This is a genomic window from Salegentibacter sp. UBA1130 (genome assembly GCF_002311535.1).
Classification (GTDB): Bacteria; Bacteroidota; Bacteroidia; order Flavobacteriales; family Flavobacteriaceae; genus Salegentibacter; species Salegentibacter agarivorans.
Window position 1 is genome coordinate 21726 of the sequence record NZ_DCAP01000025.1, and the last position, 26276, is coordinate 48001.

Annotated in this window: 26 protein-coding genes; 17 read left to right on the forward strand and 9 right to left on the reverse strand. The window is 36.3% G+C overall.

All coding sequences use genetic code 11. The annotated features are described in order from the left end of the window. Positions 1-14: 14 nt before the first annotated feature. From B4F31_RS09800 to B4F31_RS09815, 4 genes are all read right to left on the reverse strand, one after another. Positions 15-683, reverse strand: a complete 669-nt coding sequence (locus B4F31_RS09800) for a VOC family protein (protein ID WP_093303714.1) — start codon at positions 681-683, stop codon at positions 15-17. An 11-nt stretch (positions 684-694) separates the two neighbouring features. After that, positions 695-1300, reverse strand: a complete 606-nt coding sequence (locus B4F31_RS09805) for a TIGR00730 family Rossman fold protein (protein ID WP_083634205.1) — start codon at positions 1298-1300, stop codon at positions 695-697. A gap of 50 nt (positions 1301-1350) precedes the next feature. Next, the gene (gene prmC / locus B4F31_RS09810) at positions 1351-2196 is read right to left on the reverse strand and encodes a peptide chain release factor N(5)-glutamine methyltransferase (RefSeq protein WP_286761236.1); all 846 of its coding nucleotides are present in this window, start codon (positions 2194-2196) and stop codon (positions 1351-1353) included. 256 nt (positions 2197-2452) lie between these two features. Continuing rightward, positions 2453-2938 carry a GNAT family N-acetyltransferase gene (locus tag B4F31_RS09815; RefSeq protein ID WP_286761237.1) on the reverse strand — a complete coding sequence of 162 codons (486 nt, stop codon included), beginning with the start codon at positions 2936-2938 and terminating at the stop codon, positions 2453-2455. A gap of 28 nt (positions 2939-2966) precedes the next feature. On the opposite strand from B4F31_RS09815, the gene ribD reads away from it, so the two are divergent. The 4 genes from ribD (at position 2967) to B4F31_RS09835 (ending at position 6145) form a co-directional block, all read left to right on the forward strand. Further along, entirely contained in the window at positions 2967-4004 is a 1038-nt protein-coding gene (gene ribD, locus B4F31_RS09820) for a bifunctional diaminohydroxyphosphoribosylaminopyrimidine deaminase/5-amino-6-(5-phosphoribosylamino)uracil reductase RibD (RefSeq protein ID WP_075327564.1), read from the forward strand. After that, the gene (locus B4F31_RS09825) at positions 3997-4605 is read left to right on the forward strand and encodes an HAD family hydrolase (protein WP_093303724.1); all 609 of its coding nucleotides are present in this window, start codon (positions 3997-3999) and stop codon (positions 4603-4605) included. Before ribD ends, B4F31_RS09825 begins: the two co-directional genes overlap by 8 nt. Beyond that, complete coding sequence (locus B4F31_RS09830; RefSeq protein ID WP_075327566.1) at positions 4602-5474, forward strand: hypothetical protein; 873 nt, start codon at positions 4602-4604, stop codon at positions 5472-5474. The genes B4F31_RS09825 and B4F31_RS09830 overlap by 4 nt, the downstream gene beginning before the upstream one ends. A 62-nt stretch (positions 5475-5536) precedes the next feature. After that, positions 5537-6145 (forward strand): IMPACT family protein, encoded by a 609-nt coding sequence (locus tag B4F31_RS09835; RefSeq protein WP_075327567.1) that lies wholly within the window; start codon positions 5537-5539, stop codon positions 6143-6145. A gap of 110 nt (positions 6146-6255) precedes the next feature. Here the strand turns inward: B4F31_RS09835 and B4F31_RS09840 are convergent, their stop codons facing one another. Continuing rightward, complete coding sequence (locus tag B4F31_RS09840) at positions 6256-6651, reverse strand: acyl-CoA thioesterase (protein ID WP_286761238.1); 396 nt, start codon at positions 6649-6651, stop codon at positions 6256-6258. Between the two features lie 205 nt (positions 6652-6856). Here B4F31_RS09840 and dnaA point away from each other — a divergent pair, with 205 nt between their 5' ends. From dnaA to B4F31_RS09855, 3 genes are read left to right on the forward strand one after another with little or no spacing between them, the layout of a single operon-like run. Further along, positions 6857-8284, forward strand: coding sequence for a chromosomal replication initiator protein DnaA (gene dnaA / locus B4F31_RS09845; RefSeq protein ID WP_079714042.1), 1428 nt, complete (start codon positions 6857-6859; stop codon positions 8282-8284). Between the two features lie 10 nt (positions 8285-8294). Continuing rightward, the gene (locus B4F31_RS09850; RefSeq protein WP_075327570.1) at positions 8295-8765 is read left to right on the forward strand and encodes a low molecular weight protein-tyrosine-phosphatase; all 471 of its coding nucleotides are present in this window, start codon (positions 8295-8297) and stop codon (positions 8763-8765) included. Beyond that, a complete protein-coding gene (locus B4F31_RS09855; RefSeq protein ID WP_286761239.1) occupies positions 8765-9490 on the forward strand; it encodes an SAM-dependent methyltransferase in 726 nt (241 codons plus the stop codon). The genes B4F31_RS09850 and B4F31_RS09855 overlap by 1 nt, the downstream gene beginning before the upstream one ends. Here B4F31_RS09855 and B4F31_RS09860 read toward each other — a convergent pair. From B4F31_RS09860 to dapF, 4 genes are all read right to left on the reverse strand, one after another. Next, complete coding sequence (locus B4F31_RS09860) at positions 9487-10158, reverse strand: peptidoglycan-binding protein LysM (RefSeq protein WP_075327572.1); 672 nt, start codon at positions 10156-10158, stop codon at positions 9487-9489. The two genes, B4F31_RS09855 and B4F31_RS09860, sit on opposite strands and share 4 nt — an antisense overlap. Positions 10159-10371: 213 nt before the next feature. Beyond that, positions 10372-11415 (reverse strand): endolytic transglycosylase MltG, encoded by a 1044-nt coding sequence (mltG, locus tag B4F31_RS09865; RefSeq protein ID WP_075327573.1) that lies wholly within the window; start codon positions 11413-11415, stop codon positions 10372-10374. Next, positions 11415-11939, reverse strand: coding sequence for a GNAT family N-acetyltransferase (locus B4F31_RS09870; protein ID WP_286761240.1), 525 nt, complete (start codon positions 11937-11939; stop codon positions 11415-11417). The genes mltG and B4F31_RS09870 overlap by 1 nt, the downstream gene beginning before the upstream one ends. Further along, on the reverse strand, positions 11927-12721 hold the full coding sequence (gene dapF / locus B4F31_RS09875) for a diaminopimelate epimerase (protein ID WP_286761241.1): 795 nt from the start codon (positions 12719-12721) through the stop codon (positions 11927-11929). Before dapF ends, B4F31_RS09870 begins: the two co-directional genes overlap by 13 nt. Positions 12722-12856: 135 nt before the next feature. On the opposite strand from dapF, the gene B4F31_RS09880 reads away from it, so the two are divergent. The 10 genes from B4F31_RS09880 to B4F31_RS09925 all read left to right on the forward strand — a co-directional run bounded on the left by B4F31_RS09880 (position 12857) and on the right by B4F31_RS09925 (position 25969). Then, positions 12857-14254, forward strand: coding sequence for a trypsin-like peptidase domain-containing protein (locus B4F31_RS09880; protein WP_286761242.1), 1398 nt, complete (start codon positions 12857-12859; stop codon positions 14252-14254). 214 nt (positions 14255-14468) lie between these two features. Further along, positions 14469-15917 carry a glyceraldehyde-3-phosphate dehydrogenase gene (locus tag B4F31_RS09885; protein WP_286761243.1) on the forward strand — a complete coding sequence of 483 codons (1449 nt, stop codon included), beginning with the start codon at positions 14469-14471 and terminating at the stop codon, positions 15915-15917. Positions 15918-16114: 197 nt separating this feature from the next. Further along, a complete protein-coding gene (locus B4F31_RS09890; protein ID WP_232228859.1) occupies positions 16115-16699 on the forward strand; it encodes a hypothetical protein in 585 nt (194 codons plus the stop codon). Between the two features lie 50 nt (positions 16700-16749). Then, positions 16750-17436: a tRNA (guanosine(37)-N1)-methyltransferase TrmD gene (gene trmD / locus B4F31_RS09895; RefSeq protein ID WP_075327577.1), complete on the forward strand. Its 687-nt coding sequence runs from the start codon at positions 16750-16752 to the stop codon at positions 17434-17436. 114 nt (positions 17437-17550) lie between these two features. Next, positions 17551-17901 (forward strand): 50S ribosomal protein L19, encoded by a 351-nt coding sequence (gene rplS, locus B4F31_RS09900; RefSeq protein ID WP_037319936.1) that lies wholly within the window; start codon positions 17551-17553, stop codon positions 17899-17901. Between the two features lie 262 nt (positions 17902-18163). Beyond that, the gene (locus tag B4F31_RS09905) at positions 18164-19552 is read left to right on the forward strand and encodes a S8 family peptidase (protein WP_286761244.1); all 1389 of its coding nucleotides are present in this window, start codon (positions 18164-18166) and stop codon (positions 19550-19552) included. Between the two features lie 619 nt (positions 19553-20171). Beyond that, on the forward strand, positions 20172-22391 hold the full coding sequence (locus B4F31_RS09910) for an NADP-dependent isocitrate dehydrogenase (RefSeq protein WP_286761245.1): 2220 nt from the start codon (positions 20172-20174) through the stop codon (positions 22389-22391). A gap of 199 nt (positions 22392-22590) precedes the next feature. Next, the gene (locus B4F31_RS09915) at positions 22591-24918 is read left to right on the forward strand and encodes a TonB-dependent receptor (protein WP_093303739.1); all 2328 of its coding nucleotides are present in this window, start codon (positions 22591-22593) and stop codon (positions 24916-24918) included. 1 nt (position 24919) lies between these two features. Continuing rightward, positions 24920-25738, forward strand: a complete 819-nt coding sequence (locus tag B4F31_RS09920) for a DUF4249 domain-containing protein (protein ID WP_286761246.1) — start codon at positions 24920-24922, stop codon at positions 25736-25738. 9 nt (positions 25739-25747) lie between these two features. After that, entirely contained in the window at positions 25748-25969 is a 222-nt protein-coding gene (locus tag B4F31_RS09925) for a DUF6095 family protein (protein ID WP_075327581.1), read from the forward strand. The last annotated feature ends 307 nt before the right edge of the window (positions 25970-26276 follow it).

The following is a 26276-nucleotide window of genomic DNA, read 5'->3' on the forward strand; positions in this document are numbered from 1 at the left end:
AAAAGGCTGGTAAGTTATTGCTGGGCTTTTAGTTGATCGTTTTCAAAAACAAGGGAATGCTTTTTTCCCTGGTGCGTAAATTCTATTTTAAATTCAGATTTATAGGCTTTATCATCTGTAGGAAACCAATCTTTAAGTTTTTGGTTTATGGTGATGAGCAAACCTTCGTCATCACCTATCGCACAAAAATGCTCAAAATCGCCATCATATTTATCTAACTGAAAATTTGAATTTAGAAAGTCGAATTTCTCCTGAATGTTCTCTGTTACCAGGCCTACCTCACTAATTCCCAAAATACTTTTTTCTGAAAATAATGCTGATTCCGGTTTACTGAAACTCTCACGAGAAATGAATTCTATAATATTTTTATCTTCGTCATAGAAGTACAAAGATTTAGCATTCCAGGCCATAAAATCTACAATTTCCTGCCCATTACCTTTCAAAACCGGAACCCATTCTTTTACCCATTCCAGGGCTTCTTTATGCTGCCCATCGGGAATATGAAATGCGATATGGTAAGCTGTTGCGTTTTCTTTTTGCTGAAATTTTATGGTAGAATACCCGGTTTCAACTTCAAAATAGTCTTCGGAATAACCCGTGATATTTAAATTTAACTGCTCCCGGTAAAACCGAAGTTGTTCCTTAATATTATCGGAATAAATTTGAAGTTTATGGATTTTCATAATGTCTTAATTTAGGTCTGGTCTTTATTCATCCATTTGGGAACAGGCATAGGCTTAAAATTATACATTTTTTCCAGTAATTCCTCAATATCTTCCCCAATAAGCAAAAGATTAAAATTCTCTTTTCTAAGCAAACCTTTTCTCACCATGGTTTTAAGCATCGCGATAAGATCGTCGTAAAACCCGTTAATATTTAATAATCCAATAGGATTTTGATGCAGCCCTAATTGGCCCCAGGTTACAATTTCAAAAAGCTCTTCAAAAGTTCCAAACCCGCCAGGCAGGGCAATAAAACCATCGCTTAATTCGTGCATTTTAAGCTTGCGCTCGTGCATATCTTTGGTAGTGATCAATTCGGTTAAACCGGTATGGACTACTTCTTTGGTCTTTAAAAAATCTGGAATCACCCCAATAACTTCTCCTCCGTTTTGAAGGGTACCGGCAGCAACCTGCCCCATTAAGCCAAGTTTACTTCCGCCAAATACCAATTTAATATTCTTTTGAGCTAAAACTTTTCCCAGACGATAAGATTCTGAGAAAATTTTCTCATCGTTGCCTTCGCTGCTTGCACAAAAAACGGCAATGCTTTTAAGTTGGTTTTTACTGTTGTTTTCCAAAATTATTGGTTTATGAAATTTAGAACTATTGGGTTTTAAAAACCTTAATATTAACGCAATTCTCCTTTTAGCATTCTGAAATTTCCAAAAAGATCTTTTCGCAATTCGGTGCTAAAACCATATTTCTGCATCATCTTTTCGGTTTCTTCGGCCAGGTATTGGTTGATCTCAAAATAGAGCTTCCCGCTAGGATTTAGGCTACTTTTAGCCAATTTCGTGATTTTCTCATAGAAAATTAAAGGATTTTCGTCTTTTACATATAATGCAGTAGGTGGATCGTATTCTAAAACATTTCGGTGCATTTCCTTTTTCTCCAGTTCCCTAACGTAGGGCGGATTAGAGACAATAACATCCCAGTTTCCCTTAAGAGCTTCGGTTTTTAAAATATCTTCCTGGATAAAATTAATGTCAACATTATTAATTTCTGCATTGGTTTTCGCCATTTCCAGAGCTACTTCAGAAATATCTATAGCCGAAATTTGAGCTTCCGGAAGATTTTTTGCCAGGCTAATAGCGATGCAACCACTCCCCGTCCCAATATCCAGGATTCGCCCAGATTCCTCTTCGAAAAATTCTTCTAAAATCCATTCAACCAATTCCTCGGTTTCTGGTCTTGGTACTAATACATTTTTATCAACCTTAAAAGTCAATCCGAAAAACTCTGTTTCCCCAATAATATGCTGAATGGGTTCGTGGTTTTTTAAACGCGCTAAGGCTGACTCTAGTTTCTCAATCTGACTTTTATCAATTTCAAGCTCAGGATTTAAAGCAAGATTTAACCGATTGATCTTGAAAAAAGCTTCTGTTAGCATAAAGAAAAAAGAATGCACTTCTGCCACAGGATATTCATTTTCCAGCGATTTAGTAAAAATTTCTTTTTGGGCTTTTAGTTTCATCTTTCCAGTTGTGGGTTGTGAGTTCTCGGTTCTCGGTTTTGGGTTATCTGTTATCAGGTGTGAGTTGGGCGTTGTCAGTTTGAGGAAAATCCAAATTCCTGATTCTTATCTCCTGGATCTTGTTTCTTGTTTCTTAAATCTTTTTTCTCTACTCTTTTCTCTTGATTAAAACATAAAATCGTGGCGTTCCTCCCTGTCTCGCGATAACGTAAAAAAGACTCCTCCCTCTTCATTCTTCACTCTTTACTCCTACTTCTCAAACATCCCTAATCATCCACATCGTACAATTATAATGGCCGGTGTCTCCAAGGGGTTTTTCTAAAGATTTGAAGCCACTGCGTGCGTAGAGTTTCCGTGCGCTTTTCATATAAGGAAGGGTTTCAATATAGCATTGTCCAAAATTCTGAGATTTGGCGAACTTAAGACAGGTCTCCATCATTTGGGCGCCAAGACCTTTGCCACGAGCTTCAGGCAAGAAATACATTTTTTGCAATTCGCATATTTTTTCTTCCAGCCCAATTAACGGTGCAATTCCTGCTCCTCCAATAATTTTCCCTTCATCTTCCACCACAAAATAATTCATTCGCGGAGGCTGATAAGTTGCATACATATCGTCTAGCGCCTTGTCTTCATAGGCGGTTCCTACTTTTGGAACGCCCATTTCTACCAAAACCTTTCTTACTACTTCGGCAACTTGTTGATTGTCTTCGGGTTGAATTTCCCGTATTTTTAACGTGCTCATTCTTGGTAAATAATCCTATTTTAGAGGCGTGAATATACACGAAAAATATATAAAACGCTGTATTGAACTGGCCAAAAACGGACTGGGAGCCACCTATCCCAATCCGCTGGTAGGCAGCGTAATTGTTTATAAAAACAAGATAATCGGTGAAGGCTGGCATCAAAAAGCAGGAGCCCCACACGCCGAGGTAAACGCTGTAAATTCTGTGAGAGATGAATCGCTTTTAAAAAAGTCTACCATCTATGTGAGTCTGGAACCCTGCAGTCATTTTGGAAAAACGCCGCCTTGCAGCGATCTAATTATCGCTAAGGGTATTAAAAAAGTGATTATTGGTACAGTAGATCCTTTTGCTGAAGTTGCCGGTCGCGGCATCAAGAAACTGATGGAAGCCGGTTGCGAAGTTCAGGTAGGAATTCTGGAAAAAGAATGCCAGGATCTCAACAAACGTTTTTTCACTTTCCATCAAAAGAAACAGCCTTATATTATTTTGAAATGGGCGCAAACCGCTGATGGATTTATCGCTCCAAAAGTCCAGGAAAAACGCGAGCCGGTTTGGATCACGAATCAATATTCAAAACAATTGGTGCATAAATGGAGAAGTGAAGAACAGGCTATTCTAGTAGGCACCAATACGGCCATTGCTGATAACCCCAAACTAAATACAAGGCTTTGGAATGGCAAAAACCCGGTGCGGGTAGTGATAGACAAAGAATTAAAAATTCCGCAGGAATCTGCATTGTTTAATGGCAGTATCAAGACCATTGTTTTAACCGAATATGTAAAAAATTCAGGAGATAATTTGATATTTGAAAAGCTTGATTTTCAACAGGATATAGTGAAACAAATTTGCGAGGTGCTTTATCGGCACAACTTACAATCGGTTATTATAGAAGGTGGCGCAAAAACACTTCAGACTTTTATTGACGCCAATCTTTGGGATGAAGCCAGAGTTTTTACCGGAATTTCAGAATTTCACGAGGGAATAAATGCTCCGCAATTTTCAGGAATTAAGCTTTCAGAAACTAATTTGGAGCGTGATACTTTAAAGAATTATAAGAATGATTAAAACCATAATTTTCGATTTTGGAGACGTATTCATCAACCTGGACAAACCGGCCACGATGCGCGAAATGAATAAACATGAAATCGAAGAACTTTCAGAAAGTTTGCTCAATATCAATCAGAAATATGAAAAAGGGCTTATTTCTTCTGAAGAATTTGTAAAATCTTATCAGAGCGAATATACTCAGCTTCAGGAAGAACATTTCAAAAATTCCTGGAACGCTATTTTGGTTGATTTCCCTGAATATCGTTACCAGTTTTTAAAGAAAATTTCCGAAGAAAAAAATTACCAATTAATTCTTTTGAGTAACACTAACGAAATTCATATAGATTGGGTTAAAGAAAATGTACCGTTTTTTGAAGATTTTAAAGCTTGTTTCGATGCTTTTTATCTTTCACACGAGATCAATTTTAGAAAACCAGATGCTGAAATTTATGAGTTTGTGCTAAAACAACACGGCTTAAAACCTCAAGAATGTCTTTTTATTGACGACACCAAAGAAAACACTGATGCTGCAGAAGATTTAGGAATCCACACCTGGAATATTGAACCTACCCGAGAAGATGTCATCGATTTATTTACCGCTAAAAAGGAATTATTTTGATCTACCTGCTGCTTAGCATCCTTTCTTCTACGGTTATTTTTATCGTATTTAGGCTCTATAAAAAATACGGGGTAAATACACTGCAAGCTATCATTGTTAACTATTTTATCGCCTGTATTGTGGGCTTTTTTGGCTATATAGAAAGTGTTGATGACATTGTGAGAATTCCTTCAGAAAAATGGTTTTTTGGAACGCTCATTTTAGGTGCGCTTTTTATTACGGTTTTTAATCTTGCCGCGATTACCACCCAACGCAGCGGACTTTCAGTCGTTTCAGTAGCCACCAAAATGTCGGTTGCGATTCCTGTTTTCTTCGGAATATTTATTTATGATGAAAGCCTGGGCTTTTTAAAAATTTCGGGGATTCTGCTTGCACTAGCAGCGGTTTATTTGAGTTCCATTAAAACCGCAAAAGGCATTAAAATAAAGAAAAGGAATTTAGTATTTCCGCTCTTGGTTTTTATTGGAAGTGGGATTATTGACACCACCATAAACTACCTTGAAAATTTTTATGTTTCTGAAACCGATGTCGGCCTTTTTTCTTCCAGTATTTTTGGAATCGCCGGGATTATTGGAATAACAATCTTAATTGGACAGGCAGTTTTAGGAAAATTAAGAATTACCTGGAAAAATATAGCCGGCGGGATCGCGCTGGGAATTCCGAACTATTTTTCCATTTATTTCCTGGTTATGGCATTGCGTGCTCCCGGAATTGAAAACTCGGTTATTTTTACTTTAAACCATGTAGGGATTGTGCTAGCATCTACAATTCTTGGAATTATACTTTTTAAAGAAGTTCTTTTGAAGAAAAACTGGATTGGAATTGCGTTAGCCGTGATAAGTATTATCCTTGTGGCGAGTAGCCAGTAGTTTTACTGAAAAGACCTCACAGGTTTTGGAAACCTGTGAGGTCTAAAAAATAGCGATACATAATGAAAGACACCTATAAAACCATAACCAAAGCCTCTCCCGAAGTCTTGTTTAAAGACCGGAACTCCAAGTTTTTTGGTTATGCTTTTCCGGTAAAGACAGAAGAGGAAGCCAATATTCATTTAGAAGAACTAAAAACCAAACATCATAAAGCGCGGCACTGGTGTTACGCCTGGCAATTAGGAAAACAAGATTTTCAATATCGTGCCAATGATGACGGAGAACCCTCAAATTCTGCCGGAATGCCTATTTACGGACAAATACAATCTTTTGAGGTTACTAATATATTAATAGTCGTTGTAAGATATTTTGGTGGTGTAAAACTCGGTGTAGGCGGCTTGATTAACGCTTATAAAACGGCCTCACAAATGGCGCTGGAAGAATCGAATATAGTAACCCGAACCATAGACGAAGCTTTTGAGATCAGTTTTGATTATCCTGAAATGAATATTGTTATGCGTTTAATTAAAGAAAACAATCTCAATATCATCGAACAAAAACTGGAGCTGGATTGCAAGATCTATATTTCGGTTAGAAAAAAAGACGCTGAAGCAATTTTTGAAAAGTTTGATTCAACATATAAGGTTGAGATTAAAAGGTTGGAAGATTGAAGGTGATTTTAAAAAATATTAGGTTTTAAATTAGTTCCGAAACTTCGGGACAGGATCACAGTAAAAATTAAACATACGAGGTTTTGAAAACTGTGAGGTTTGTTTAATATCTACTTCAGCTTATCCAAAATATACTCCGGGCAGCGAATTGGTTTTTTGGTTTTGGAATCCATAAAAACCAATGTTGTATAAGCTTTTGTAATTAAGTCTTCACATTGGTTAAAAACTAAATATTCAAAAGTAATTTTTACCGAGGGAAGTTCTTTCAATCGCACTTCAATTTTAAGTTCATCGTCAAAAACCGCAGGTTTTAAAAACTTTGTATTCAACTCATAAACAGGCAGCATCACCCCGTTTTCCTCCATAGACTTATAAGAAATCCCAAGCGCCGAAAGCCAGTCTAAACGGGCAATTTCAAAGTATTGAGCATAATTACCGTGGTGCACAACACCCATTTGATCGGTTTCCGCATAACGGACTTTAACATAAGAAACGTGACTTTTCATATTGAATTTAACAGCTAAATTGAATGAGGTTTTGTACTTTCATAAGCGGAATTAAGTATGCACATAATTTTCTTAAAATTCAACCCTAAACCGGTTTTTTTATTACATAATTTGTTCACATATTTGTTCTACCAAAGTTGAGAGACTCCTAAATCTTTTAACTGCTAATAAACCACTACTAATCTAAAATAATACAACACAAAGCATGTCAAAAACTGCGCAATCAGTTTGGAATAGCTGTCTGGCTTTTATCAAAGATAACATCACTCCACAGGCTTATAAAACGTGGTTTGAACCTATACAAGCAGTAAAACTTACAGATTGTGCACTAAGCATACAGGTGCCCTCAAAGTTTTTTTACGAATGGTTAGAAGAACACTATGTTAAGCTCTTAAAAGTTTCTCTTACCAAAGAATTAGGGGAAAAAGCCAAATTGGTCTATGTGATCAAAATGGAAAATACCTACGGCAATAAAATGCCATTTACCGAGAAAATCCCGAGTACGCAGCGCAGTCATATGGCTTCCCAGGAAGTAGACGTGCCACTAAAAAATAAAAACCCCGAATTAAAAAACCCTTTTATAATTCCCGGGATTAGAAATGTAAAAATCGAGTCTCAACTTAACCCGAGTTATAATTTTGAAAATTTTCTGGAAGGAGATTCCAACAGGTTGGCAAGATCGGCGGGGTTAGCTGTAGCCAATAAACCAGGTGGAACTTCTTTTAATCCGTTACTAATTTTTGGTGGTGTAGGATTGGGAAAAACACATTTGGCGCACGCTATTGGGGTTGAAATAAAAGATAAATATCCAGAAAAGACGGTTTTATATATTTCTGCTGAAAAATTTACCCAACAGTATATAGAATCTGTAAAGAAAAATAACCGAAACGATTTTATTCATTTTTACCAGATTATTGATGTTTTGATCGTGGATGATATCCAATTGCTTTCAGGAAAAGCAGGAACTCAAGATGTATTTTTCCACATTTTCAATCATTTACACCAAAACGGAAAACAGGTAATTCTTACCAGTGATAAAGCGCCGGTAGATATGCAGGATATTGAACAACGCCTGCTTTCTAGATTTAAATGGGGACTTTCAGCAGAATTACAACACCCCGATTTTGAAACCCGTATTTCTATTATTAAAAGCAAACTTTATCGCGACGGAGTAGAAATGCCGGAAGAAATTGTTGAGTTTTTGGCTAATAATATTAAAACCAATATTAGGGAACTGGAAGGTGCTATTATTTCTCTTATTGCCCACTCTTCTTTCAACAAAAAAGATATCACTTTAGAACTCGCTAAAAAGATCGTAGACAACTACGTGAAAAATACCAAGCGCGAAGTTTCTATAGATTATATTCAGAAAGTGGTGAGTGATTATTTCCAGATGGATGTGCAAACTTTGCAGTCTAAAACCCGAAAAAGGCATATTGTACAGGCGAGACAATTGGCCATGTTCTTTGCTAAAAAGTTTACAAAAGCTTCTTTGGCAAGTATTGGCTCTCAAATTGGAAAACGCGATCACGCTACGGTTTTACACGCTTGCAAAACGGTAGATAACCTGGCGACGACTGATAAGCAATTCAAAAAGTTTGTTGAAGACCTCAACAAAAAACTTACCATATAAAAGCATTTTTATGAAGACTAAGGTATTGATGGTGTGCCTCGGCAATATTTGCAGATCACCGCTTGCCGAGGAAATTTTAAAATCTAAGGTAGACCAATCTAAGGTATTTGTAGATTCGGCCGGGACCGGAGATTACCACATAGACGATGCGCCAGATCCTCGCTCTGTTGCAATAGCGAAAAAGAATAACCTTGATATTACATACCAGCGCGGAAGACAATTTCAGGTGGAAGATTTTGATAAATTCGATCGCATTTATGTGATGGATAATTCCAATTTTAAGGATGTAATGGCCCTGACCAGAAACGATGACGACCGGACGAAAGTTCATTTAATTCTTAATGAAATATTCCCTTCTGAAAATGTAGATGTTCCAGATCCTTATTTTGGTGGCGACCACGGGTTTGAAAATGTATACCAGATGCTGGATGAAGCTTGCGAAAAAATAGCAGACCAGCTGAAGGAAGAAAACAAAGCATAATGACAGACTTTAGATATTCAGGAAAACTTTACCTGATTCCCACAACTATGGGAGCGGCAAACCCAATGCAGGTTTTACCAATTCAGGTTAAAGAAATTATGGAAAACCTGGATATTTTTATTGCCGAAAATGAAAAAACTGCCAGGAGACATATAAAACAGCTGGTTCCTGAAAAGCAACAATCTACTTTAAAATTTTTTCATCTAAATAAATTCACTGAAGCTTCAGAAATTCCTTCATTTTTAAACGATTGTAAAGAAGGAAAAAATATAGGCTTATTGAGCGAAGCGGGTTGTCCCGGTGTTGCAGATCCAGGTGCTGAAATTGTGAAAATTGCGCATAATGAAGGCATCCAGGTAATTCCATTAGTGGGACCCTCTTCAATTCTATTAGCAATGATGGGCAGCGGAATGAACGGACAACGTTTTACATTTAACGGCTATTTGCCGATAGACAAAAGAGAACGGAAAAAGGAAATTAAAGATTTAGAACGATTTTCTATTGAAAAGCAGGAAGCGCAAATTTTTATTGAAACCCCTTACCGAAACAATAAATTGCTTGAAGATCTGCTTCAGCTCTTAAATCCCACGACCAGGCTTTGCGTGGCTTGTGATCTTACCTTACCTACAGAGTACATCGTAACCAAACCGGTTTCAGAATGGAGTAAAACAAAAACAGACCTCCATAAGAGGCCTGCTATTTTTATATTTCAGAAAGAAATTTAAGCTCTAAAAGCTTGAATATCTACTCTCGGGTTTTTTTCCGGTTTTACAAACGAAGTATCATAACCGCCAAATTTCTTCAAATAATTTCTAATTGAAGTTCCAAAAGCATCACTAAAAGACTGGGCTCCCCAGCTTCTAAGGTATTTTTTCACACTTCCCGGTCCAGCAAGATGGGCAGCGGCAAGAATACCAGACTCGGTTACTTTCACCCCATTAATTACTTTGCCTTCAAAACGTGCAATATCACGAATTAATATCCATTTGTTTCTGGAAGCATTGGTATAAAATGCGGCTTCCTGGAGTTGTGGTGAGTTAAGGAATTCTGCACTATTGTAAATGCCAAGTAATTCCAGGGTTCCAATACCAAACTGGTATTTCCCCATATAACCAAACTCATTAATTGTTTGATAATTTCCGCGAGATTCTTTAAAACCTAGCGCTTCTTTAAAACCAACATAGGACTTTCCCAGTTCAGGTAACGCCCTTTCAAGGCTTTGATCTTTTGCTAACTCGCTTTCCTCTACAAGGGCTACGGTATAGTTTAGATCTAAATTGGAAGTTGAATAACCTTCAATTTCCAAATTCGCTGCTTCTCTAGTTGAAAAACTGAAAAACATGCAGCCTGCAAAAACAGGCAAGATTGAAAATTTTGCAATTTTCCTTCTCATTACATTTTGTTTCTGAAAGGTTAACGGTTTGGGCTAAAAAAATTAAGCTTACGCCCCTTTCAATTTTGCCGTGCAAATGTACAACAAATTTTAAAAATCTGAAGCACAACCTGTTAAGTAAATTATAAAGTTATGGAATGACTTAACATCGCTCTAAGAGTACGTATGCTAAGGCGTTAGAACTTTCTTAATAATTTTGAGTAAAAATTATTTTTATCTTTTTACACCTTGTTTGTTAATCCAACGCACATATTCCTGCTTATTTCGATTGTGCTGAGCTAAATTTTTGGCGAATTTATGATAGCCAAAATTTTTAACATCGGCTACAAAATAGAAGTAATCGTGATCTTCATAATTAAGCACGGCGTTTATAGCAGAAATATCTGGCATAAAAATAGGTCCCGGTGGTAACTCTTTGTATATATAGGTATTATAAGGAGAATCTAATTCCAGATCTTTATAAAGCACTCTTTTAATAATGGTATCCCATTTTTGCGTTTTATTTTTCAATGCGTAGATCACTGTAGGATCGGCATCTAATTTCCAACCGTTTTTATACCGGTTCATATAAACTCCCGCTACTTTTGGGCGTTCGTCTACTTTGGCAGTTTCTTTGTGAACTATTGAAGCCAGTGTGGAAACCTCTTTAGGGTTCAAGCCTATTTCTTCGGCTTTTTGCTTCTTTTCATCGGTCCAGAAGCGATCGTATTCCCGCTTCATTCGCTCTCTAAATTCTTCAGCTGAAGTATTCCAGTAAAATTCATATTGGTTAGGAATATACATTGCTAAGGCATTAGCTTCAGTAAAATCATTTTCAGCTAAGAATTCTTTATCCTTAAAAGCTTTAATTAAAGCTGCACTATCGGCTTCAATTTGCTGGGCAACCCTTCCGGCAAGATTTTCCAGTCTCTCCTGGTTATTAAAGGTAATTTTTACCGGTAAATTTCCGCTTCGCAAAGCATTTACCAATTCATTATTATTCATCCCGGGTTTAATAGCGTATCTCCCGGCCCTGATATTTGATGCATAACCCTTTTTTCGGGCAACAAGGTCAAATGATTCCATATCTTCCACGTAAGGCTGAAGGCTATCTATCACGGTTTGATAGTCTGCACCCGTAGGCACATAAACTATCTTTTTCTCTCCCGTAAAACTGGTGTTTCCAGAAAAAATACTGGTATAAATATAATAGCTAAAAACAGAAAGGCCTATAAGCCCAAGAATGGCAATAGCCAGTAGAATTTTTTTGATGTACATTATTTATTGATCAATTGATAGAGAATTTCATCTTTAAAACCGCCTTCAGAATAAGTCCAGTCTTTTTTTATACCAACTCTTTGGAAACCCAGGTTTTCAAAAAGTTTTACGCTGGTTTCGTTTCCTTCGGTGATATTTGCATAAACCTGGTGCATGGCGAGATGGGTAAAACAGTAATTGCAAAGTAATTTTAGAGCTTCACCACCATATCCTTTTCCGCGTTCAGAGGGATCGGCAATTAAGATTCCCAAAGCTGCCCTTCGGTCTTTTGGCTCGAAGTCAAAAATATCTATTAGACCAACTTCATTATCCTGAAGATCACAAATCACCAAGCGCAATTGTTTAATATCGTAAATGTCGCGATGCGCGTTTTCCAGGTATTGCTTAATAAGAAACCGTGAATAAGGGGTTTGGGTGGCACTTACTTCCCAAAACTCTTCTATATTCTCCACAGTATGAACAAAATCGAGATCCTCGGGTTCCAAAGCACGTAAATAAACCTTATTTCCTCTTAAGCCTGGCATACTATTTCTCCTTTAAAAACCTGCTCTGCCGGGCCGGTTAACCACACATTTGTATAAGTTTCGTTTTCTTTACTGAAGGAAACCGATAATTCGCCCCCGGGAACAATTAGCTTTACCGTATTCTTATTTGCCTTTCCAGAAGCGTGCGCCGCCAGCGCAACTGCAGTAACCCCTGTACCGCAAGAAAGCGTTTCGTCTTCCACTCCCCTTTCGTATGTTCTAACTAAAAAGGTATTATCTTCCTGCATATCTACAAAATTCACATTGGTACCGCCATTGGCTACATATTCATCTGAATATCTAATTACAGCACCTTCTTTTTTCACATCAAGATCGGCTACATTTTTAGTGAAAATTACGTGATGTGGAGAACCAGTATCAAGAAAAGCGCTATTTCCCAGTTGTTTTATCTCTGCAACATTCTGCATTTGTAAACTAACCTGGTGGTCGCTAATCGTCGCTTTATGCGGACCATCTATTGCCGTAAAAGTAGCTGCATTTTCTATTATTCCAAGAAATTTCGCAAAGGCTACCAGACAACGTCCCCCATTACCGCACATACTGCTTTCATTACCATCGGCATTAAAATATACCATTTTAAAATCGTCACCATCTATGTCAGGATTTTCCAAAAGTATAAGTCCGTCACCCCCAATGCCAAATTTACGGTCGCACAGCATTTTTATTATTTTGGTATTGTTTTTGGATAACAGTTGTTTACGGTTATCAATCATCACAAAATCGTTCCCGGTGCCCTGATATTTATAAAATGGAATTTTCATTACGTGAATTTTAAGGGCAACAAAGATACTATAAATAACACGATTTTAGGCCGTGTTAAATGGCCGTTAAAGTTAAAAACTGAAAATACTAATATTATAATTTTAAAGTTGAATTATATAAAAACAAGATTGAAAATGAAAAATTTATCTAAACTACTTCTCGTTTCTATTTTAGGAGGCACGTTGACTTTAGGGAGCTATAAAATGTTTTTTGAAGAAGAAACGCCCACAGGTTTACCCCCGGTTTCTAATACTACAGCCGAATTAATTCCTGCAAATTACTCAGGAAATATCTACGGCACCAATGCCGATTTTACTGAAGCAGCAGAAAATACCGTTAACGGAGTGGTACACGTTAAAAACGTAGCTGTTTTTAAAGGTCCGCGTACTATGAGAGATCTAATTCAGGGGAATTATAGTGGCGGAAAAGCACTGCAGGGAGCCGGCTCTGGAGTTATTATTTCTCCAGATGGTTATATTGTAACCAACAACCACGTAATTAGAGAAGCCAATGAGGTTGAAGTTACCTTGAACAATAACAAAACCTATACTGCAGAAATTGTTGGAGCCGATGAAAGTTCAGATATCGCTCTATTAAAAATTGATGCTGAAGGCCTGGATTATATTCCGTTTGGCGATTCTAACAATGTAAAATTGGGAGAATGGGTGCTTGCAGTTGGAAATCCTTTTAACCTTAAATCTACCGTAACCGCTGGAATTATTAGTGCTACCGCAAGAGATTTAAATACACGCGATCTTACTTCGCAATCTTTTATACAAACGGATGCCGCGATTAATCCAGGTAACAGTGGAGGCGCTTTAGTGAATATTAATGGCGAACTGGTTGGAATTAATACTGCCATTACTTCCCAAACCGGAAGTTATATAGGTTATGCATTTGCCGTACCCTCTAATAATACCCGTAAAATCGTAGAAGATATTATGGAGTATGGTGATGTGCAAAAAGGAATTTTAGGAATTAGAGGTGGAAATATTAACCCACGGGCGGTAGAAGAATTAGGACTTGAAACTACCCAGGGAGTTATGGTGGCTGAAGTAACCGAGGGAAGCGGTGCAGAAAAAGCCGGACTTAAACAAGGGGATATAATTAGAAAATTAGATAATATAGACATTAATAAATTTTCTGATCTAACTGGATATATTAATTCAAAGCGTCCTAACGATGAAATTGATGTACTATTTATTAGAGATGGCAAGAAAAGAGAAGCTAAGGTAACCCTTACAAAATTTGAAACCTACACTATAGAACCTATAAAAATAGAAGTTTCTAATGCCAGTAAGGAAGAATTACAGGAATTGAATGTTGAAAATGGCGTAAGAATTCACCGTACCCTTTCCCCTAGATTACCTGCGGAAGAATTGGTAGGAACCATTATTACCGCAATAGATAATAAAGAGGTAACTAGCGTAAGCGATGTTGAACGAATCTTTAGAAATAAAAATCTTGCTGAAGATATTGTGATTACCATAGTTGATAGAAATGGCGAAAAACAGCGAATGGTTTGGCGATAGAAAGCAAAGAATAAATCTTCTAAAACTCCCTTAATTAAAGGGAGTTTTTTATGCAAAATTTTCTTTACGAAAACGTTTGAAATATATACTTTTGCGCCAATAATTAAGAACCTTGGGGAAGTCCACGAGGTTTGAGATAGAAACTATTTTATAATTTCGAGCTAAGGCTCGGCAAAATTAACCCCTCAAAGAGGGAAAACAACACAAACCACACATGAGCTTCAACAAAGTTTACGAAAAGGAACTTTCTTTTCAGGCAAACCGGCGCAAAGCGACCGTACAATTTATTAATATTATAAGTGATCTTTGGTACGATAAATCTATTGAGCTGGTCTTATTCAGAAATCAATTACTTAACCGAAATGTAAGCGATATTCTAAATCTACACGAATATGCCGGGGAATTTGTAGAAAAACCAATCTCAATATTTGATACGGTAGAAATAGCAAAAGCAATCCAGGATATGGATCTGCCACCTGCAAAACTGGACATTGGGAAATTAACCTATGAGTATCATTTAGAAGACCAGGGACATCTTAATGCTATGGCTTTTGTTTCAGATAAACTGAAAGATGCAAAAAAATATGATAAAGTTGTTCCTAAGGATGTTGTGCTTTACGGTTTTGGGCGTATTGGTCGCTTAGTAGCCAGAGAATTAATGGCCAGAACCGGTAAGGGCAGTCAGTTGCGTTTGCGAGCTATCGTTACTCGAGGTGCTGTAGATAGGAATGTTTTAGAAAAACGTGCTTCTTTATTAAAAAATGATTCAGTTCACGGTGATTTTTCTGGAACTGTTGGTATAGACGAAGAAAATAGCACACTTATTATAAACGGCACTACCGTTAAGATAATTTCCGCAGATAAACCTGAGGATATTGACTATACAAAATTTGGAATAAATAAAGCTTTAATTATAGATAACACCGGTGCGTTTAGAGACAAAGAAGCACTAAGCAGACACCTTAAAGCGAAAGGAGCGGCAAAGGTTTTACTTTCTGCTCCCGGGAAAGGCATTCCCAATATTGTTCATGGTGTAAATCATAAAGAATATAATCCTGATAAAATTTCGATATTTTCTGCAGCTTCATGTACTACGAATGCAATCACCCCTGTGTTAAAAGCCGTTCAGGAGACACTTGGTGTGGTGCACGGACATTTAGAAACTATTCACGCCTACACTAACGACCAGAACCTGGTAGATAATATGCACAGCAAATACCGAAGAGGTCGTGCTGCTGCCCTTAATATGGTGATTACCGAAACCGGTGCCGGAAAAGCCGTAGCCAAAGCTTTACCTGTGTTTGAAGGTAAACTTACTTCTAACGCAATTAGGGTTCCTGTTCCCAATGGGTCACTTGCGATTCTAAATCTGGAAATTGATGGTCAAACCACTGTTGAAGGCGTAAATAATATTTTAAAGAAATACGCCCTTGAAGGTGAACTTGTAGAACAAATTAAATATTCCCTGGATAATGAATTAGTATCATCAGACATTGTTGGCTCTAACGCCCCGGCTATTTATGATAGTAAGGCGACAATAGTCTCTGAAGATGGTAAAAACGTAATTCTTTATATCTGGTATGATAACGAATATGGGTACAGCCACCAATTAATAAGGCTGGCAAAGTATATCGCGAAAGTGAGAAGGTTTACTAATTATTAATATTTTATAATAAGCTAAAATACCTGAAAACCCACCTAAATTTGGTGGGTTTTTTATTGGGAATACTTTACATTTGCGCGCTCAAATAATTAATTTAAAGGAATTTATAAAAATTAGATTCAAATTAACCAATTCTTTTACAATAAGTAAAAAAAGAAGGCGTTCAAGCATATAAATTCCAACCAGAAAAATCCCAAATGATGCGTAATATTATTTTTTCAAGTTTACTTTTAATATTTTCAATCAGTTTTTTATCGGCTCAGGATTCCCTGGCTACTTCTAATTTTATTGAAGACGAATTTGACAACCTTATTGAATCTTCAAACAACTACCAGGGCTACAAAGTGGTAGATTATGATGCTTTAATTGAATTACGAGACAATACAAAACGCCACGTTCAGGATTTAAAAAATGAGCTTCAGGAAGAGCAAAGCACAATTTCCAATCAAAATGAAGAAATTGAAAATCTTGAAAATCAATTAGCCCAAACCCAGGAAGATCTTCAGCGTGTAAACGAAGAAAAAGATGCTATTAAATTTCTTGGGATGCCCTTTAGCAAAGGAAGTTATATGGCCTTGATGTGGGGAATTGTAGGAGTCTTAATTCTCGCACTACTTTTCTTTATCTATAAGTTTAAAAATTCTAATGCTACTACTAAAGAAGCAAAGCATAGGTTAGATGAAACCGAAAAAGAATTTGACCTATACCGCGCGAAAGCTTTAGAAAAAGAACAGCGCTTAGGCCGCATGCTTCAGGATGAAAAGAATAAAGCCAAAGATTAATTTTCTTCAGCTAAAATTTTAATTAGCATCTTTGCATTTTATTAGAAAATATGCGCATAGATATAATTACCGTTGTTCCAGATTTACTTAAAAGCCCTTTTGAGGCTTCTATTTTAAAAAGAGCTATAGAAAGCGGTCATGTAGAAATTCATCTTCATAATTTACGAGATTATGTAACCGATAATTACAAACAGATTGATGATTATCAATTTGGCGGAGGTGCCGGGATGGTAATGATGGTAGAGCCTATAGATAAGTGTATTTCTAATCTTAAAAGTCAGCGGGATTATGATGAAGTAATCTATATGAGCCCGGATGGCGATCGTTTTAATCAAAAAACGGCGAATGCACTTTCCCTTAAGGAAAACATCATTATTCTCTGCGGACATTATAAAGGAGTAGATCAAAGAGTACGCGACCATTTTATTACCAAAGAAATTTCTATAGGCGATTATGTACTTTCTGGCGGGGAACTTGGTGCTGCCGTGGTTTGTGATGCTATTATAAGATTAATTCCCGGAGTTTTGGGTAATGAAACTTCAGCGTTAACTGACTCTTTTCAGGATAATTTACTGGCACCACCGGTTTATACAAGACCTGCTGAATATAAAGGATGGAAAGTTCCGGAGATATTAACCTCGGGGAATTTTCCTAAGATAGAAGCCTGGCGGGAAGAAAAAGCCTGGGAGCGTACCAAACGCTTAAGGCCTGATCTTTTGGATGAAACAGAAAAATAATTACAATTTCTAAGTTGCATTATAAATTAAAATTAATACTTTTGCACTCGTTCTAAAATAACCTCTGGCGAGGTCCGTGAATGTTGTTTTAGATTTTACATTAAATAAGAAATTATGGAATCGTTAATTAAGTACGTACAAGACGAATTCGTTGAAAGAAAAGATTTACCTGAATTTTCTGCAGGTGATACTATTACTGTGTATTACGAAATTAAAGAGGGTCAAAAAACCCGTACCCAGTTTTTTAAAGGGGTAGTAATTCAGAAAAGAGGTAGCGGTGCTTCACAAACTTTCACCATTAGAAAAATGAGTGGAACCGTTGGAGTAGAAAGAATTTTTCCTTTAAACCTTCCTGCAATTCAAAAAATTGAATTGAACAAACGAGGAAAAGTAAGAAGAGCTCGTATTTATTACTTTAGAGAACTTACCGGGAAAAAAGCCCGTATTAAGGAAGCTAAAAGATAGAATACATCTTATTCAAATTATAGAAAGCCCCGTAAATCGGGGCTTTTTTTATAGATTATTTTTAAGTAAACCAGCATACTACAATTTTATCATTAATATTTCAGTAATCTTTTTAGTATTTATCGTTATTTCTTTAACCTAAATGCTAAATATTATAATTTAATGATATTAAATTCTTGTTAATAGTTGTTATTCTTGTAATTTATGGCCTTGAAAAAACTAAAACATATTTTATAAAAAAACAACAATTAAATTATGGAAAATGCTTGTATGCGTTTTCTTATTTGGGGCTGTATTTAGCTCATGTGAGAAAGAAGAGAATTTAAGTGAAAGTGAGGAAAACCTTGCTACTGATTTACAGGAGCCACCATTTAAAAATTATATGGTAATTTCTGAATCTTCTGACTTAACTAAAAGTGTAGAAAATTCTCTAAAAACAAGCGGTAGTGAGATCGTAAGTTCTATTCCTGAAATTGGAATTTCTATTGTAAGTTCAAAAGATGTAAACTTCATAGAGAACACCATGAAAAAGAAGAACATAAACGCTGTGGTGCCAGATTATGAAATAGCATGGATACCTACCTCTAAAGGTATAGAAGCAAATCTTCCAGAAGCCACACCTAGTATTGGAAGCACAGAACCTTATTATTTCTACGATTATCTTTGGGGATTAGAGGCTATTGACGCTCCAGATGCATGGAATGCTGGTTTTACTGGTAGCGGGGCAAATGTATTTGTTCTTGACTCTGGTATAGATGCCGAACACGTAGAACTGGCACCCAATTTAAATACTTCACTTTCAGCTTCATTTGTACCCGGAGAAGATTGGAATGTTTTAGAGAGCACTCCTTTTGATAATCATGGAACTCACGTAGCAGGAACCATTGCTGCTGCTCAAAATGGATTAGGCCTTATTGGTGTTGCACCACACGCTGAACTTGTAGCTGTTAAAGTTCTTTCTGAATTTACAGGAAGTGGCGCCTTTAGTTCAATTAATGCCGGTATTGTTTATGCAGGCGAAAACTCGGCTGACGTTATTAATATGAGTTTAGGTGTTACTTTGAATAAGAACGGAAAATTAATTGATGCAAACGGAGATCCTTATAAAATACCTGCTAAGTATGTTATGGAAATTGTAAATGCTCAGCAAAAAGCTATAGATTATGCCTATAAAAAAGGAAGTACAATTATAGCTTCAGCAGGTAATGATGGGGTAAATTACGATGGAAATTCAGCATATATTAAACTACCTGGTGGATTAAATAATGTGGTAACTGTCTCTGCAACTGCACCCGAAGGTTACGACTGGACTGCAGATTACACAAACTTTGATATTCCTTCAAGTTACACTACTCACGGGAAATCTTTAGTAGACATTGCTGCCCCTGGAGGAGATGGAGACGTTGCTCTTGATGATATGATTCTTAGCACCGGTAATAATAATTCATTATTCTGGAGCGTAGGTACAAGTATGGCTGCTCCACACGTTTCTGGTGTTGCTGCATTAATCATCGCTAAAAATGGTGGTGACATGAATCCTCAAGAAGTTACAAAACAAATTGAAAAAACTGCAGATAAAGTTGATGGCAACGGTCAAAGCACATTCTTTGGAAAAGGAAGAATAAATGCTTACCGCGCAGTAACCGAGTAAACTGCTTCAAATTTAATAATATAGAAAGCCCCGAAATTCGGGGCTTTTTTATGCGTAAATATCAGCATTCTATAGGCTTCCAACTCACTGTATAACAAAAAGTTAAAAATTTTATTTTACTGTCGTTTTGTTGTATATTTAATATGGAATTTAGTTGAAGGGTTAGTTGAAGGGAATGACAAAAGGATTTCTTATTAAATTGAAATTCCGCGTAAAGCTTAAAATCCTTTACATACGGTTTTTATCTTCTATATAACGCTCATGTTTTGCCAGGTCAAAAATAGTTTGAAAGATAAAAACCCTTTAGATTCAAAAATCTAACTTTACTAAGTTTTTATTTTTGAATCATTGAAATAATGCACACCGGGATTTTTCCCTTAAAGAATTTCGAAAATTCAGTGAGAACGTATTATTTCAGTTGAAGCCATTTCATTTTAGTTATTAAGATGAAATGGCTTTTTTTATGCCCTTTTTGTAATAATTAACAGGCTTTAACCTTGCTTCAGCTATGATAAAAGCTTGAAAAATATTATATTGCGCAGAGCTCGAACGCCCAGTGAAAATTGGGCGTTCATTGAGTTTAGACATTTCAAAATTAATCAGCTATAAAAATTACAAAATGACACAGATTGGAAAGATCATTTATACCAAAACAGATGAAGCCCCGGCTTTAGCTACCTATTCTTTTTATCCTATTGTAAAGTCGTATACCAAAGCGGCAAATGTTGGGATGGAAACTAAAGATATCTCCCTGGCAGGTAGAATTTTATCTCAGTTTCCACAATACCTTTCAGACGATCAAAAAGTAAGCGATGATTTAGCCGAACTTGGTGATTTGGCTAAAAAACCCGAAGCTAATATTATTAAGTTACCTAATATCAGTGCTTCTATTCCGCAGTTAAAAGCTGCCATTAAAGAGCTACAGGAAAAAGGTTATAAATTACCAGACTATCCAGACGAACCTTCAAATGATGAAGAAAAGAAAATCCAGGCTACTTACGATAAAGTAAAAGGTAGTGCGGTAAATCCAGTGCTACGTGAAGGAAATTCAGATAGACGAGCTCCAAAAGCGGTAAAGAATTTCGCTAAAAAACATCCGCATTCTATGGGAGAATGGAGTTCAGATTCCAAATCTCATGTGGCTACAATGAATGGTGGAGATTTTAAAGCCAATGAAAAATCTCTAACCCTTAACGAGGAAACCGATGTAAAAATTGAATTTACTTCTAAAGATGGCGATAAAAAAGTTCTAAAAGATAATTTGCACTTGCTTAAAGGAGAGGTTATTGACGCCACTTTAATGAGTAAAAAAGCACTTTTACAGTTTCTTAGAGAACAGGTTAAAGATGCAAAAGAAAAAGGAGTGCTTTTTTCTTTACATATGAAAGCCACGATGATGAAGGTTTCAGACCCCATTATTTTTGGTCACGCAGTACGCGTATTTTTTGAAGATGTTTTCAACGAATATGGCGAAGAGCTTAAAAACGCAGGAGGAGATCCAAACAGCGGACTGGGAGATATATTAAATGCCATTGAAAAACTTCCTGCCGATAAAAAAGCAGAAATTGAATCTAAAATAAAAGCCGATCTTGAAGAAGGACCAGATTTAGCAATGGTAAATTCTGATAAAGGAATTACCAACCTTCACGTACCAAGTGATGTGATTATAGATGCATCTATGCCCGCTATGATTAGAACATCGGGCCAAATGTGGAATAAAAAGAACGAAACTCAAGATACCAAAGCGGTAATTCCAGATAGTAGTTATGCTCCCCTTTACCAGGAAACTATTGAATTCTGCCAAAAGCACGGCGCCTTTGATCCTACTACCATGGGAACTGTTCCTAACGTGGGCTTAATGGCTCAAAAAGCCGAAGAATATGGTTCTCACGATAAAACTTTTGAGATTCCCGCTGCCGGTACTGTTCGTGTAATTGATAAAAGTGGAAAAACTTTGACAGAGCACGAAGTTGAAGAAGGCGACATCTGGAGAATGTGCCAAGTTAAGGATGCTCCAATCCAGGATTGGATTAAATTGGCGGTAAACAGAGCAAAAGCTACCGGTTGGCCGGCAATTTTCTGGTTAGATGAAAATCGTGCTCACGATGCTGAGCTTATTAAAAAAGTGAATCAATATCTTCCAGACTATGATACTCAAGGTGTAGATATTAAAATAATGTCGGTTGCTGAAGCTACCAAATATACGCTGGAACGAGTAAAAGCTGGAAAAGACACCATCTCTGTTACAGGTAATGTGTTAAGAGATTATTTAACCGACCTTTTTCCAATTTTAGAAGTAGGAACCAGTGCAAAAATGCTGTCTATTGTACCTTTAATGAATGGTGGTGGATTATTTGAAACCGGTGCCGGTGGATCTGCACCAAAACACGTACAACAGTTTCTTGAAGAAGGCCACTTGCGTTGGGATTCTCTTGGAGAATTCCTTGCTCTTGCAGCTTCCTTAGAGCATTTAGGCGAAAAATATGAGAATAAAAAAGCGCTTGTGCTTTCTGAAGCATTAGACGACGCTACCAATAAATTCTTGGAAAATAGTAAATCGCCATCCAGAAAAGTAAACGAATTGGATAACCGCGGTAGTCATTTTTACCTGGCTTTATATTGGGCACAGGCTTTGGCCGCACAAGATAAGGATGCCGAGTTAAAAGAACATTTTGCTAATGTTGCTTCAAAATTAGAAGGAAACGAAGAGCAAATTAATAAGGAATTAATAGATGCTCAGGGATCTTCTGTAAATATTGGAGGTTATTATAAACCAGACGAAGATCTTACTTCTAAGGCTATGAGACCAAGCAAATTATTGAATGATATTCTAGGATAAATTTATAATTTTAATAGTTTTTAAAAGCCGAAATTAATTTTTCGGCTTTTTTATTTTATTTTTTTGTTTAATCTTTTTAAACAAATCTTAATAATTTCTGTATATTTTCAATTTTACAGAGTTTCTACACTATCTTTACCTAAAAAATTTGAAAATATTATTTCACTTTCCGCTTTTATTATTTTTCCTGTGTATTTCAATGGGAATCAATGCTCAGGAAACCTATACGCTCAAAGGAACTATTACCAATGCGTCCAGTAATGAAACATTAATAGGTGTAAATGTTATTATTCCGGAAGAACAAAAAGGCGTGGTTACCAATGAATATGGATTCTATTCCATAAAACTGCAGGAAGGTACTTATACACTTGAAATTTCTTACCTGGGTTTTCAAACCATAAGAGAAACAATAACTATCGCAGAAGATACCACCTTTAATACCGAAATGACTGAAGGTTCTGAAAATTTAGACGAAGTAGTTATAAAGTCTAATAGTGAAGGTTTTAATATTAAGAGTCCGGAAATGAGCGTTAATAAACTTTCTATTAATACCATTCAAAAATTACCGGTGGTTTTTGGAGAAGTAGATATCGTAAAATCATTATTGCTCCTACCGGGAGTTTCTAATGCAGGAGAAGGCGCATCTGGCTTTAATGTACGCGGTGGCGCGGTAGATCAAAACTTAATTCTATTAGATGAAGCTACTATTTTTAATTCTTCTCACCTTTTTGGTTTCTTTTCGGTGTTTAATCCCGATGCTGTAAAAGATTTAAAATTATATAAAGGTGGAATTCCGGCTAAATATGGCGGAAGGGTATCCTCTGTTCTTGATATTTATCAACGTGACGGTAATAGTAAAGAATTTAAAGCACAGGGCGGAATTGGGGTAATTTCAAGTAGGTTACTGGCTGAGGGACCCATTGTAAAAGATAAAGGTTCTTTTTTGGTTGCCGGTAGAAGTTCTTATGCGCATTTGTTCCTGAAATTAGCCGATAATCCAAACTCTGCTTACTTCTATGATCTCAATACAAAACTAACCTACAAGTTAAATGATGAAAATAAGCTATTGTTTTCCGGATATTTTGGCCGCGATGTTTTTGATATCAATCAAAACTTTTTAAATACCTACGGAAATTCAGTCTTTAACCTTAGATGGAATCACGTGGTTTCAGATGATATTTTTACCAATTTATCACTTATTTATAGTGATTATTACTATGGTTTAACCCTTAATTTTGTTGGCTTCAATTGGGACAGTGGTATAAAGAACCTCAATATAAAATATGATTTTAACCACTATTTAAACAATACATTTCAATTAGAGTACGGTCTCCACAGTACATACCATGAATTTAATCCGGGAGAGATTGCTCCAATAGATGAAAACTCTGGGATAAATTTCTTTAAACTAACCGATAAATATGCACTTGAAAATGCGGCTTACTTTTCCGTAGAACATAATATTTCAGATAAACTTACGGCAGAATACGGACTTAGATTTAGTAATTTTTTACGATTGGGCCAGGAAAGTTTAAATGAATATGAAAATGACAACCCAATTATTTATAATGAAGCATTAGATATTTATGAAGAAGCGCAACCTGTAGACCAGAATTCCTATTCCAGATCTGAGGTTATAAAAACCTATTCCAACTTTGAACCGAGGCTGGCGTTAGCTTATAATTTCAGCGAAAATCAGTCGGTTAAAGCGAGTTATAACAGGATGGCTCAATATTTACATTTAATCTCCAACACTAACTCTCCCACTCCTCTTGATGTATGGGCCCCCAGCGGACCCTTTATTAAACCTCAAATTTTAGATCAATACGCCCTGGGGTATTTTCGAAATATTGATGACGGAAAATATAGCCTGGAGACTGAAATCTTTTATAAGGATATTCAAAACAGGATAGATTATGTTAATGGAGCAAATCTTATCGCTAATAATAATATTGAAACTATAATTTTAAATGGTAGATCCCGGGCTTATGGTCTGGAAATTTTAGCAAAGAAAAACGAAGGTAGATTTACTGGTTGGCTCGCCTATACCCTGTCAAGATCTGAGCAACAAACTCCCGGAAGAACTACGGCGGAAAGCGGAATTAATAATGGAAAGTGGTATGCAACTAACTACGATAAAACGCACGATATAAGTCTTACCGCCACTTACGATTATAATAAGAAATGGGATTTTAGTGCCAATTTTGCATTTCAAACAGGTTTACCGGTCACTTACCCAACAGGGCAATATGATTTTAACGGAATAAATGTTCCGGTTTATGGAGATAGAAATAGTAATAGATTACCGGCCTACCACAGGCTCGATCTTTCTGCTACGTATATTCCGAAACCTAATAAAAAACAAGGCTTTCAATCTTCCTGGAATTTTGGCATTTACAATGTTTATAACCGGAAAAATGCTAATTCTATAAGTTTTAGGGAGAATGAAGATACCGGAAGAAACGAATCGGCTAAATTAAGTCTGTTCGGAATAATACCTTCTATAACCTATAATTTCAGTTTTTAAGATGAAAAATTTATATATTTTATCACTTATAATCCTTCTTTTTACATTCACTTCTTGCGAAGAAGTAATAGACTTAGATTTGGATCAAAGTGAACCAAGATTAGTGATAGATGCTTCTATGCTATGGTATATAGGCACACCGGGTAACAATCAGCAAATAAAACTATCAGAAACCATTGGCTTTTACGAAGAAGGAATTGAGCCGGTAACAGAAGCTAAAGTAATTATTGAAACTGGTAGTGGTGAAGAATTTATTTTTACTCATCAGGAAAATGGTATATACCAAAATTCTAATTTTATTCCGGAATTTGACGAAAATTATACGCTGGAAATAAACTATAATGATGAGATTTACACGGCTACTTCCAGTTTTGTTCCTGTTGCAGGTATAGACTATATTGAACAGAATGATGAAGGCGGATTCACACGTGAAGACCTTGAGGTTGAAGTATTTTTCACAGATCCGGCCGGTGAGGACAATTTCTACCTTTTTAGCTTTAGTAATATCACTACTTCTAAATTCTCCCTGGAAATTTATGAAGATGAATTCACAGATGGCAACCAGGTTTCCTCATCATATTCTAACGAAGATTTGGCGGCAGAAAATGAAATTCACATTACTATGGAAGGAATATCAGAACCTTTTTATAATTATTTATTTATACTTCGTTCCCAGGGAGGCAATAACGGAGGCGGCCCGTTCCAGTCACAACCCGCCACAGTTAAAGGAAATATAGTGAATCAAACCAATCCAGAAAATTATCCTTTTGGATACTTTAGACTTTCAGAAGTCGATTCTACTACATATATTGTACTCTAAGAAAGTAAGATGAAACATACTAATAAAAAAATATTAGGAAAAGGAGTTAAGTATCTGGCGTTTGCCTTGCCCCTAAGCTTAATAGGCCCTTCAGTACTGTTTACCGCATTTAATAATCAGGATCATCCATATTATATACCTGTATTAATCGTAGGGATTATTGCTCTTATAGCAGCAATATTTTTAATGTTTCGAGGAATTATGACCATTGTTAAATCGATTTTTGACTAAAACATTCTTATAAAATCGAATTGTATTCCTTCTAAAAAAGAACCAGTTCTTAATAAATTTGAACTTATAATGCTAAAACTTATTTAAACTGATATGAGCTGAAGTTTATCAACCTTCAATAAGCAAATTATAGTTAATTCGATATAATTTTGGCTCTTTAGGACTTTCCTATAGACTTTAGTCTATCTACTCTATACCTATATTTATAAAGTTAGTTTGAAGAAACCGAGAATATTTTTTTTCACTTCATCCCATAAAAAAACCCTTCACCAAATGAATGATGAAGGGTCTTCTAAAAAAAGGCGGT

Bases quoted from the DNA above. Each gene is read 5' to 3' on its own strand.
- B4F31_RS09800 (WP_093303714.1), bottom strand. From the start codon at position 683: ATGAAAATCCATAAACTTCAAATTTATTCCGATAATATTAAGGAACAA.
- prmC (WP_286761236.1), bottom strand. From the start codon at position 2,196: ATGAAACTAAAAGCCCAAAAAGAAATTTTTACTAAATCGCTGGAAAAT.
- B4F31_RS09815 (WP_286761237.1), bottom strand. From the start codon at position 2,938: ATGAGCACGTTAAAAATACGGGAAATTCAACCCGAAGACAATCAACAA.
- B4F31_RS09825 (WP_093303724.1), top strand. From the start codon at position 3,997: ATGATTAAAACCATAATTTTCGATTTTGGAGACGTATTCATCAACCTG.
- B4F31_RS09835 (WP_075327567.1), top strand. From the start codon at position 5,537: ATGAAAGACACCTATAAAACCATAACCAAAGCCTCTCCCGAAGTCTTG.
- B4F31_RS09840 (WP_286761238.1), bottom strand. From the start codon at position 6,651: ATGAAAAGTCACGTTTCTTATGTTAAAGTCCGTTATGCGGAAACCGAT.
- dnaA (WP_079714042.1), top strand. From the start codon at position 6,857: ATGTCAAAAACTGCGCAATCAGTTTGGAATAGCTGTCTGGCTTTTATC.
- B4F31_RS09850 (WP_075327570.1), top strand. From the start codon at position 8,295: ATGAAGACTAAGGTATTGATGGTGTGCCTCGGCAATATTTGCAGATCA.
- B4F31_RS09855 (WP_286761239.1), top strand. From the start codon at position 8,765: ATGACAGACTTTAGATATTCAGGAAAACTTTACCTGATTCCCACAACT.
- B4F31_RS09860 (WP_075327572.1), bottom strand. From the start codon at position 10,158: ATGAGAAGGAAAATTGCAAAATTTTCAATCTTGCCTGTTTTTGCAGGC.
- mltG (WP_075327573.1), bottom strand. From the start codon at position 11,415: ATGTACATCAAAAAAATTCTACTGGCTATTGCCATTCTTGGGCTTATA.
- B4F31_RS09870 (WP_286761240.1), bottom strand. From the start codon at position 11,939: ATGCCAGGCTTAAGAGGAAATAAGGTTTATTTACGTGCTTTGGAACCC.
- dapF (WP_286761241.1), bottom strand. From the start codon at position 12,721: ATGAAAATTCCATTTTATAAATATCAGGGCACCGGGAACGATTTTGTG.
- B4F31_RS09880 (WP_286761242.1), top strand. From the start codon at position 12,857: ATGAAAAATTTATCTAAACTACTTCTCGTTTCTATTTTAGGAGGCACG.
- B4F31_RS09885 (WP_286761243.1), top strand. From the start codon at position 14,469: ATGAGCTTCAACAAAGTTTACGAAAAGGAACTTTCTTTTCAGGCAAAC.
- B4F31_RS09890 (WP_232228859.1), top strand. From the start codon at position 16,115: ATGATGCGTAATATTATTTTTTCAAGTTTACTTTTAATATTTTCAATC.
- trmD (WP_075327577.1), top strand. From the start codon at position 16,750: ATGCGCATAGATATAATTACCGTTGTTCCAGATTTACTTAAAAGCCCT.
- rplS (WP_037319936.1), top strand. From the start codon at position 17,551: ATGGAATCGTTAATTAAGTACGTACAAGACGAATTCGTTGAAAGAAAA.
- B4F31_RS09905 (WP_286761244.1), top strand. From the start codon at position 18,164: ATGCTTGTATGCGTTTTCTTATTTGGGGCTGTATTTAGCTCATGTGAG.
- B4F31_RS09910 (WP_286761245.1), top strand. From the start codon at position 20,172: ATGACACAGATTGGAAAGATCATTTATACCAAAACAGATGAAGCCCCG.
- B4F31_RS09915 (WP_093303739.1), top strand. From the start codon at position 22,591: ATGGGAATCAATGCTCAGGAAACCTATACGCTCAAAGGAACTATTACC.
- B4F31_RS09920 (WP_286761246.1), top strand. From the start codon at position 24,920: ATGAAAAATTTATATATTTTATCACTTATAATCCTTCTTTTTACATTC.
- B4F31_RS09925 (WP_075327581.1), top strand. From the start codon at position 25,748: ATGAAACATACTAATAAAAAAATATTAGGAAAAGGAGTTAAGTATCTG.